The sequence below is a fragment of the Legionella cincinnatiensis genome (assembly GCF_900452415.1).
GTDB classification, from domain to species: domain Bacteria; phylum Pseudomonadota; class Gammaproteobacteria; order Legionellales; family Legionellaceae; genus Legionella; species Legionella cincinnatiensis.
Window position 1 is genome coordinate 871,897 of the sequence record NZ_UGNX01000001.1, and the last position, 11,694, is coordinate 883,590.

Sequence of the window (11,694 nt, forward strand, 5' to 3'; positions counted from 1 at the left end):
TCTGTTGAATAAGCATATAAAAGAAACTAATGTTCAGCAATAGACCTCTAGCATAACCGCATCTTTTGTCTGATCGCTGCAAGTGCTTTTGCGGTATTCATTTACTCTTATATAAGCTCTGCTTCTCTCGCGAAAGAATGGAGTGTCTTGTTATAAATTCCTATTATTGTTATTTTTTATTTTTTAATACTACATCTGGTGGTATGGGAGCATTTTAAGTGGTGAAAAAAAAACAGGAAAATAATATAAATGATATTCTTAATGAACCTCTTGCAATTATTGGCATGAATTGTCAATTTCCTGGGATGGATTCAGATGTAGAAGACATTGATTCATTTTATACAATGTTGCTCCAAGGGCAATCACCTATTAAAGAAGTGCCTAAAAACCGTTGGAATGTTGATGAATATTATGATCCTGATCGTGACAAAGCCGATAAAATAATTGGTCGTAAGGGAGGTTTCCTTAATAATCCTCAATTGTTTGATGCTTCTTTTTTTAAAATCGCTACTGTTGAAGCGAAACAAATGGATCCACAGCATCGACTTTTTTTAGAGGTGGCCATTCGCGCTTTGAATCACGCGAATATTACACTTGACTCGCTTAGTAATTCAAATACTGGTGTATTTTATGGCACTTCAGCGCAAGATTACAGTCAACTGAATTATAAAGATCATATTGAATTTAATGCATACACCCAAATTGGAGCAGCAAGTAGTGCTGCAGCAGGAAGACTCTCTCATTTTCTCAATTTAAAAGGCCCAAGTTTGGCTGTGGATACAGCCTGTTCCTCGTCTTTGTCCGCGCTTTGCCTTGCTGCAAATTCATTAAGAATGGGACAATGTTCGCTGGCAATTGTTGGAGGGGTTCACTTGAACCTTTGTCCTGAAAACTTTATTGGTTTAAGTAAAGCCAGCATGTTATCAGCCCATGATCAATGCAGTAGTTTTGATATAAAAGCAGATGGTTTTGTACGTAGTGAAGGCTGTGGCGTAGTGATTGTGAAACGCTTAAACGATGCCCTTAAAGATAATAATACCATTTTGGCGGTACTAAAAAGTGTGGTTATGAATCAAGATGGTGATGATGGTACAGTATTAATGGCACCCAATATTAAGGCTCAGATTGCACTGCATGAAGAAGCATTAGCCCAAGCTCATTTGACAGCAGGCGATATCGATTACTTAGAAGCTCATGGGACAGGTACTATTGTTGGCGATTCAATCGAATTTAATGCGATTCAGCATGTGCATCAAGGTTTTCATTCTAAAGAGAAACCTCTGATTATCGGGGCATTAAAAAGTAACATAGGTCATGGTATCGCCTCATCAGGGATTGCTTCACTGATTAAAGTGATAGGTGCTTTACAGCATGAAAAAATTCCTCCAAACCTACATTATTCAAAGCCAAATCAAGCAATTGATCCACAGAGGATACCTGCCTTATTTCCCACTCAATCAATTGAATTTAAAAAGCTTAAAAATAAAAAACGGCGTGTACAAGTATCTAACTTTGGTTTTAGCGGTACTAATGTGAGCGCAATTATTGAGGAGCCAAATAATACAGTAAGTCCAGAAAGCTCAGATGATGACCAACCAAAATGTTTTGTTATTTCCGCAAATAGTGAATATTCACTAAGGCATATGATAGCAGGTTATGTCTCTTATCTTAAAAATACATCAGCTTGCTTAGGGGATATTTGTTATACGCTGATTCATTGTCGTGATCACTTCAAATATCGCTGCGCTATTATTGCTAGTGACAAAAATACGTTAATCAAAAAAATTGAGTCTCAAGATTATGAGCTGCATAAAGTAACTCTCAAAAAAGAAGTTAGAGAAATAATTCCTGATGCCCAAAATATTTATGAAACTTATCTGGCCGGATTTAATATTAAAATAACCTCCAATGCTCTTCCATACCATAAGGTAGAGTTACCTCTGTATCATTTTGATAGAAAATCGTATTGGCATGAGCCAAGGGTAAGACATTTACCCGATGCATTGCAGCAACAATCCAGGGAACAACAAGTTGAAAGCATCAAGAGTCAAGTGGCCACCAAAATACAATCTCTTCTAAAAAGAGAAAGTGTTAATGAATATGAAGACTTTGGATCTCTAGGACTGACTCAAGAATTACTCGTAGAACTTGATCAAAGTATTTATGAAACGTTTGCCTATAAAATGTCAACTCCAGCTTTTTTAACTATGGATAAACTTGCAAGACATTTACAACAGGTCTTATTGCCAGCTCCAGTTGTTCGCCAACCCACAGTCAATATACTGGATAATGAACCTATTGCTATTATAGGAATGAGTTGTCGTTTTCCCAAGGCATCAAATATCGATGAGTTTTTATCTCTGTTAGAACACGGGGAAAGCGGTATGGTCGATATACCTTTAGATCGTTGGGATAATGAAAAGTTTTATGATCCTGATGTTAATGCTTTAGGACGACTTTATATCAAACAACTTGGACTTATCGAACACATCAGAAATTTCGATGCTGAATTTTTTAATATTAGTCCGCGAGAAGCCAAGCTGATGTCACCACAGTTACGTGTGTTTTTAGAAACAAGCTACCATGCTTTAGAGAATGCAAATCTTCCTCTGGCTACAATAAAAGACAGTAAAACCGGTGTTTTTGTTGGTGTTGGCACGAACGAGTATCCACGACTGTTAGCAGGTTTAGGCGTGGGATTGGAGGATCTCAATATTTATTTTGCTACAGGAAATGTGTTGAATGCTATTCCCGGACGAGTGGCTTATTCTTTTGATTTTCATGGTCCAATACAGGCAATTGATACGGCATGCTCTTCGTCTATGACTGCAATTCATGATGCGTGTGTGAGTTTACAATCTGGTGGTTGTGATATGGCGTTAGCGGGGGGCGTCAATATTTTACTTGCTCCTGATTCGAACATTACTCTTTCAAAAGCAAGAATGTTATCTCCTGAAAGCCGCTGCAAAACATTTAGTGAAGATGCTGACGGTTATGCGCGTAGTGAAGGATGTGGTGTCCTTGTTTTAAAACGTTTAAGTACTGCACTCAAAGATAAGGATACGATTCTTGCTGTAATTAAAGGGACTTCAATTAATAGTGACGGCAAAAGCGGTGGGTTTACGGTTCCTAATGGGATTGCGCAAGAGGAAGTAATACGCAGCGCACTTGCTAAAGCAAGTCTTTCCCCAGCTGATATTGATTATATTGAAGCGCATGGGACAGGCACACCACTGGCTGATCCGATTGAAGTGAATGCACTCTCTAAAATTTTTAGTGAGGCTCACAGTCAAGAGAATCCGCTTTACATTAGTTCAGTTAAAACGAATATAGGCCATTCAGAAAGCGCTTCGGGTGTGGCAGGAGTGATTAAAACAGTTTTAAGTATACATACACACCAATTATTTAAACACCTCAATTTTAAAAAATTAAACCCACAAATTGAGTTAAAAAATACAGTTATTCCATTAAGTACTATAGTTTGGCCTAAAGAGAAAGGTTTACGGTGCGCGGGGGTAAGTTCATTTGGATTTAGTGGCGCCAATGCGCATGTTGTCCTCCAAGAAGTACCGTTACAAAAAATGGAACCTCGTGTTTTACCGCAAGAGTCCTTGTTGTTGATTTCAGCAAAAAGCAAAACCGCTCTTGAGTTACTTTTAGCAAGCTATCAAAAATTCTTAGCAAATACCGATAAAGAGTTTCCTGATATTTGCTATACCGCAGCTACATGCCGCAATCATTTTTTATTTCGAGTAGCGATTAAAGCAAGAACCGCAAAAGAAGCTGCGTCTTTTCTTGAAAAAAATGAATATAAGATTTATCAACTCAAAAAAGAAAAAAGCACTCCTTTATTTTTGCACCAATCAATGACATTGGAGCAGTTACAGACTGCCTATCAAGATGGAGTCAAGATTGATTGGCTTAATTATTATAATGGTCTTGCAGCAGGATTAGAGTCTGAAAACACGCACGATAAAGAGAAAGAGGAAGCGCTTTTTGGTGATAATTTTTTTATAAAAGTTAAGTTGCCTTTATATGAATTTGATCGTGAAGAACATTGGTTCGAAACAAAAGATAAGTTAAAAGATGTACCTATGCCTAAAGATTGGTGCTTTCAATTACAATGGCAGCATCAACCTTGTACTAAAAATCAGCGTAAAACCCAAGGCAATCATTGGCTGCTTCTGGGGGCGAAACATCTTGCTTCCAGGTTTGGAGCCCAGGGGTTATCTGTGGTTTCCGAAGAGGATAATTTTCCATTAGAAAAACTCAATGGGATTATATGTGCCATGGGTTTGGATTTTCCTGAAGACAGCGATATTGAATCCAATATTGCTTTTCAAAAAAATACCCTAAAAAAATTATTAGCTTGGATCAAAGAACTCCATGATAAAGCCGTCAAATTACAACTCATTGTGCTCACTACAAATGCAATCACTGAACTTGCTGCAGGCAAGCTTAATTTGGGCAATAGTTCTCTGATTGGATTTTGCCGAACTTTGGTATTAGAACTGCCTCAATTCCATACAATACTTATTGACTCGGAAAAAACGGATGATGAACATTATATTGCACAAGTTATTAATGAAATAAATTATAATGATGAGCCATATTACGAACATATTGTTGCCTATAGAGATAAGAAGCGATTCATTGCCCGTTTGAAAAAAACCAAATTAGTAGATCGACGGCGCTCGCTTTATGGTGACGGCCGTTATCTTATAACGGGTGGTTGTGGTGGTTTAGGCTTGGTAACTGCACAAGCGTTACTTTCCTCCGGAGCAAGAGAAATTATTCTTACTTCAAGAAATGTCAATAAACCTGCAATAGAAGAAGCAATAAAAAAATTAAAATTCAATTACACCGGGAGAACAATTCGGGCGATCAGTTTGGATGTCACCGATAAAGAGAAACTGCAAGCGTTGCTTTTAGACTTGAATAGTGATGGTTTACTCAAGGGAATTATTCATGCTGCTGGTGCCGCCGTTAAAGCGTCATTAATTGAACATACCGATAATGATATTGATTATTTGTTTTCTGCCAAGGTATTGGGAGGATGGTATTTACATGAACTGAGTCAAAACATTGATTTAGATTTCTTTGTTGTTTATTCTTCGATTTCATCGGTATTTGGAAGCAATAAAGAGTCCGTATATAGTGGCACAAATAGTTTTTTGGATGCGTTAATTGCTGAACGACGACGTCTAGGGTTGGTGGGTACTGCGATTGATTGGGGGCCTTGGGGCGAAGTGGGTATGGCAAAGAAACGCTCACAAGATCAAGGTCTAAAGCAGTCCTTAATTAGTAATGAACAAGGCTACACTTTTATCAAAATCTTGATCAATGAGCAGTTAAGCCATGCGGCCATTATTTCACCAGACTATCTCAAGTTTATGCTGGATTTTGTCCCTAAACCATTGCCTGCTTTTCATCACGATTTGGCGAGTAATCTTATTGGTGTAGGTCATATAGCGGATCAAAATTTATCAGCATGGCTTAATGATTATCTTGAAGTGAGTGCAGAAAATCGATTACAAGCTTGTAATGAGATGGTAACTAGCATTTGTAAAGAAATTCTTGAGTTATCAGATGCTGAAGATTTGGATGAAAATGAAGGATTTTTCGAACTTGGCTTTGACTCACTGATGATTACAGAGCTGGCCACTAAGCTCAAGGAAAAGCTCGCGCCAACACTTAAAGTTACTGCCACTATTGGTTTTGATTATCCATCGATTAACAAACTTGCTCACTATATAGAATCGGAACTGGATACCCATTTAATTAAAAAGCAAGCTCCTAAACCTATAGTAGAAAAATTAGATGATTCAATTGCTATTATTGGTATGAGTTGTAATTTTCCTAATGCACCGGATATTGCCGCTTTTGAAACATTGCTCGAAGAAGGGCGAAGTGGTATGAGAGAGATTCCCATTGAGCGTTGGGATAATAAGAAATATTATGATCCCAATATGGATGCTCCTGGAAAATCATATGTCAAGAAGTTGGGATTAATTGAAAATATCAAAGGTTTTGATGCCAATTTTTTCGGAATTAGTCCTCGTGAAGCGAAGTTTATGGAGCCACAACAACGGATATTTTTAGCGTGTTCGTATAATGCCTTAGAACATGCAAATTATACTCCTGAGTTTTTACAGGGTAGTTTAACTGGCGTGTTTGCTGGGGTAGGTCCTAATGAATATTATGCGCAACTTGAAAAGTCAGGTTTTTCTAATGAAGAATTAAGCGTTTATTCTATTACAGGTAATGTTTCCAATCTTATTCCAGGACGAGTTGCCTACGCCTTTGACTTTAAAGGGCCATCAATTAGTGTAGATACGGCATGTTCATCATCGATGGTTGCAATTCATTATGCTTGCCAAAGTTTAAAAAATAGGGAAGTCGATTATGCCTTAGCAGGAGGTGTCAACGTTTTATTAATGCCAGAGTCCAATGTTACTCTATGTAAAGCAAAAGCATTATCTCCCGATGGAGAGTGTAAAACTTTTGATGAACAAGCAGACGGTTATGCTCGAGCAGAAGGTTGTGGAGTGCTTTTCTTAAAAAGACTGTCTGATGCATTGCGTGACAAAGATACCATTTTAGCCGTCATTAAAGCATCAGCGGTTAATAATGATGGGAGGTCTGCAGGATTAACTGTTCCTAATGGTTTAAGCCAAGAAGAAGTGATGATGAAGGCGTTAAGTCAAACTGACTTATCAAGCAGTGATATCAGTTATGTTGAGGCCCATGGAACAGGTACTCCCTTGGGCGATCCTATTGAAGTTCATGCAATCAATAAAGTTTATGGAAAAGGGCGAGGGCAAGATAATCCATTATATCTTGGCGCAGTCAAAACCAATATTGGTCATCTTGAAAGTGCTGCTGGTGTAGCAAGTATTATTAAAGCAGTCATCAGTTTGCAAAAGAAAAAAATTTATCCACTTTTAAATTTTAAAAAATTAAATCCTCATATACACTTGGGTGAAACGCGTCTTGCGTTGCAAAAAATGGATTGGGATACTCCTCCTGCTAAACTAAAATATGTGGGAGTGAATGCATTTGGTTTTAGCGGTACTAATGCACATGTTATTTTACAAGAGTTTTCTGCTTCTTCCTTAACGTCTGATGATCTTAATGCTGCTGGGACTTTCTCACATGCTACGTATCACAAATCCATAGACAGTACCGCGGATAAATCGCAGGACGTCCGCAGAGGTGATCCGTTACAAGTCCGTAAGCCTCATCTACTTGTTTTCTCAGCTAAGTCCCAAACTTCACTAAATAATTTGACTGAAAACTATCAACAGTATTTGGCAACAACGACGGATGATTTTGGTGATATCTGTTTTACTGCAGCTACCTGTAGAGAACATCATACTTATCGAGTAGCTTTAGTGGCTCAAACCGCTAAAGAGGCGAGTCAATTATTAGAAGCTGATCAGTTCAATGAAGCACTTCATTTTAATGATCCAGCACTCAAATCAGTATTCAATCTTTATTTACAAGGCAAACAAGTCGACTGGGTTTCCTATTATAAAGCTGTTGGCAATGATTATGCTAAAGTCAATTTACCTTATTATCCATTTGATCTTGTTGAGTTTTGGGTTGAAAAAAAATCGTCTCAAAATGTTCCTTCAGATGTAGTTCATCCTCTTTTAGGACAAATGTTTTCTCTCCCTGGGAATGAATATTTATTTTGCAATAAGCTGGATTTAGACCATTTTTCTTATATCCAAAAAAATTACATCTTTGATAAAATTGTATTACCAGCAACGGTATATATTGAATCAGGTTTAGCAGCTGCTCGCTTGGTTTTAAAACGCAATGCTTTTTGTATTGAAAAGTTTCATATTGAACGTCCTTTATATCCTAAAACCGAACAAGAATTTCAGGTGCAAGTTAAACCTCAAAATGAGAATCAATTCAAAATAAACATCTTTGCCAAACAAGAGGACAATTGGCAATTATTTTCAGAAATGGAAATCGGTTTGGTAGCGCCATCAATACCTCAATCTGTTGATCTTAATACCATAAAATCATCTTTTGCTCATCATATTAAATCCTTACAAATTTATGAGCATTTTAAAGCGCATTCTTTTTTTTACGATGACACGTTTCAGGTATTACAAGAGAGTTATATAGATAATGAAAACATACTTTCAAAAATAGTATTACCAAAAAGCGGTGATGGACAAAATTATTATTATCATCCTCTTTTGCTTGATGGGGCTATGCAAAGTATTTGGTTATTTATTATGAATCATGTTGAGCATTCAACTTATGTACCTTATGCATTTGCGCGCATGATTACTTTTCAAGAAGCTACTCGAAATGCCTGGGTGCATCTCACGCAACGAGCCTCTGATAATGAGCATGAACTTTGTTTTGATATAAAATTTTATGATAACTCAGGGTTATTGATTGGTGAAATAGAAAAGCTTAAATTACGAAAAGTGACTCGTGCCCATTTCATTTCGTATGAACCTAATCTCCAACATCTTTATTATACGCGATGGAATGCATTTAAGTTTAATTTATCGATTCCAACAGAAATTCCTGAGCTTTTGGTAATTGCTTCTGATCCTGTACATGCTCAAAAGGTACTTGGCGATCTGAATTATCAACTCATAGACAATCTCAATGAGATAAAAAACATTGAGAATAAGAACATTGTATTTTTATATCATCAAGGCCAATTCAATGCCTTATTTCATTGTTGTCAGAAATTATTTAAGTTACGACCCAATAGCTTTATTTTGGTGACAGAAAATGCTTACGCAATTCATGAGAAGGACAAAGTTAATCCTTATCATACAATGGCGAGTTCTTTTTGGAAAACCTTTAGCAATGAACTTGAGCTCAATAAAAATTATAGTGTTGATTTAGATATCAAGAGTACTTTGTCACCTGTTTTAAGTATTTTATTCTCCCCAAATAATTCGGAAAATCAATTTGCAGTGCGAGATTCCATTTATATTCCAAGACTTAAGAAAATGCAGTTGCCTACTAACCTTACCCAAGAAGAAATGTCATTTAAAAGTGATGCAAGTTATTTGATCACAGGTGGGACTGGGGGGTTGGCACGATTGTTAATTGAATACCTCATGCAACGAGGGGCTCAACATATTATTATTACAAGCAGATCTGAATGTTCTAACTCGATTAAGGAATTGATTAACCGATCACGAAAGAAAAATATATTTATTCAGCATCATCAAGCAGATGCCAGTAATTATCAGCAAATGGAAAAAATTATTGCTGAGATTGAACAAGGTTCATACCCATTACAAGGTGTATTTCATCTTGCAGGTATAGTGCAAGATGGTCTCTTAATCAATTTGAGTGATGAAGAGATGCAACCTGTATTAAGCGCGAAAATGGATAGCGCTTTGATTCTGCATCAATTAACCCAAGAGATTCCTTTGGATTTGTTTGTGTTATTTTCTTCATCAGCTTCGGTATTAGGAGCACGAGGACAAGCAAATTATGTTGCCGCCAATGGATTTTTGGATGGATTAGCTCATTTAAGGCAACAACAAGGATTACCCGCCATAGCTATAAATTGGGGGCCTTTTGACGCTATAGGTATGACCGCTAATTTATCTCAAGCAATACAACAGCGTGGATTTACTTCACTGGATAAATCCAGTATCGATATTCTTGATGTTTTATTAAAAAGTCAGTTGGCGCAAATTGCTGTATGCCCTATTAATTGGGAAATTTATTTTAAATTTGTACCGAAACAATCGTGGTTGTCTGGCCTAGTTAAGAATAATCCAGTGGATCAACATTTTTTAAATGCTTTGCGTCAGCATACTCAAGAAGAATCTATGGCATTATTAGGTCAAGCGTTGCGTGAAATTGTTGCAGATGTTTTAGGTTTGGATACTATTGAGCAAATCAAAATTGATGATGGGCTATTTTCATTAGGATTAGATTCATTAATGGCCATCGAAATTAGAAATCGAATCCATGATAAATTGCAATGTTCTACGCTTAATTTATCTATAGAGTATTTCATTAATAAACCAAGTATACGCAAAATTGCAAAAAGCATCGTTGATGAATTACAAGATTTTTTTAATTTTAATTACAAAACAGAGCAGCAACTTATTGAAAACTCAATGCAAGAAGCAGTTCCTTTATGTGATTTTCAATACGTATTTTGGGTGCTTAATAAACGAGAATATCCTTATAATGTAGGTACTCAATTACAGCTCCAAGGGAAACTCAACAAGGAATATGTTGCTCAAGCATTTGATCTTGTAGTTAAGAGAAATAGTACATTTTGGTTGAGCTTTAATAAAGAAGAGCCTATTCAAGTGTTGAAAAGGCAAGGGCAGTTTAAATTAATTTATAAAGACGTCTCTTTAGAGAATGAACCTAAAGAGCTGAGTCAGGAATTTCAAAAGAATATGCTAAGTGCTATTTCTTTATGTGAGCAACCTTTAATTCGGGTCTATCTCTATAAGATAAATAGTGACTTACATGAATTACATATAGTAATACCCCATATTATCGTCGATGGTCCTTCATGTGATCTGGTATTGAGTCAATTCAAAAGATGTTATGACATGCTGGCTCAAGGAGAGGGGTTAAGCATAGAGCCAGAAAGAGATTCTTTTCTTAACTATGTCAAAAAAAATAATTCTCTTTATGAAAAAAATTTAAAAGAGAAAATTGATTTTTGGCGAGATTATAATAAAGCATTTAAAATGCTGTACTTGGGCCCTCAGTATTTCATGTCTACTGCCATTCAGAAAAAATATTTATTCCATTATCCAATTGATTCTCATCGTGCAGAGCAATTTATTGAGTGGCATAAAACAAAAAATATGAATGTAAGCACAGGATTAATTGCGGTTTGCCATATTGCATTTTATAAGTTGAGTCGTCAAAAGAATGTACCCTTTATCCAAATTCATAGTGGGAGGGAAGGGAGTCAATATAATTCAATTGTTGGTTTGTTCTCAGAATATAAAAAAATAAATAGCGCTTTAAAGGAGGAGTATCGTTTTATCGATTTCATTAAAGCGATTGATGAACAACAATTGAAAGCAGCTCCTTATCAAAAGTGCTCCCATGTAATTAAAAATAATGAGTTTCAAGGAGCCGGATTGGCTATGACTCATTATTTGCGCTACAAATGGAATAAGTTTTGGTTAACCAAACAATTTAAAAAAAGCAAGCTCGACTCGAAACTTATTGATTTTTATCTTAAGTATTTAAGTTGGGCGGAAGTGATTGATTACTCGACAGCAATTAAATTGAAACTGAACAAGCTATTTAAGACCAATATTCCTTTGCAAAAGCCAGAGCGGTTAAGAGTATTGATTAATATCACTCCTTCTTTTTTTGGTAAATCCAATCCTGATTTGGATGTGTCGCCTTTAAAGTATCAGTATGCGAATCACTTTAGCAGCGAGGATCGCCCTACAAATAGTCATGTTCTGTGGATTTTATTTTCAAAAAATCAAAAAGGTGAATATCTATTTTCCATTAATGGTCCATTAACCACACAGGCTAAAGATCTTATTGCCGCTGAATTTAATCAGATTATTGCGAAGCTGATGGAAAATGATAAGTGTACGATTGCTGATTTATAAGATGAGAAAAGGTAGTCTGCTGCAGCGAAGCATAACCCGTTTATGATCCAGATCTATTTCTCGGATGCATCCAGACTACCATTATGAG

At 36.4% G+C, this 11,694-nt stretch carries 1 protein-coding gene; it reads left to right on the forward strand.

Features of this window, described 5'->3' with window-relative positions:
* The first annotated feature begins 218 nt into the window (after window positions 1-218).
* Window positions 219-11,606, forward strand: coding sequence for an SDR family NAD(P)-dependent oxidoreductase (locus DYH34_RS03950; protein ID WP_058465921.1), 11,388 nt, complete (start codon window positions 219-221; stop codon window positions 11,604-11,606).
* Window positions 11,607-11,694 lie beyond the last annotated feature (88 nt).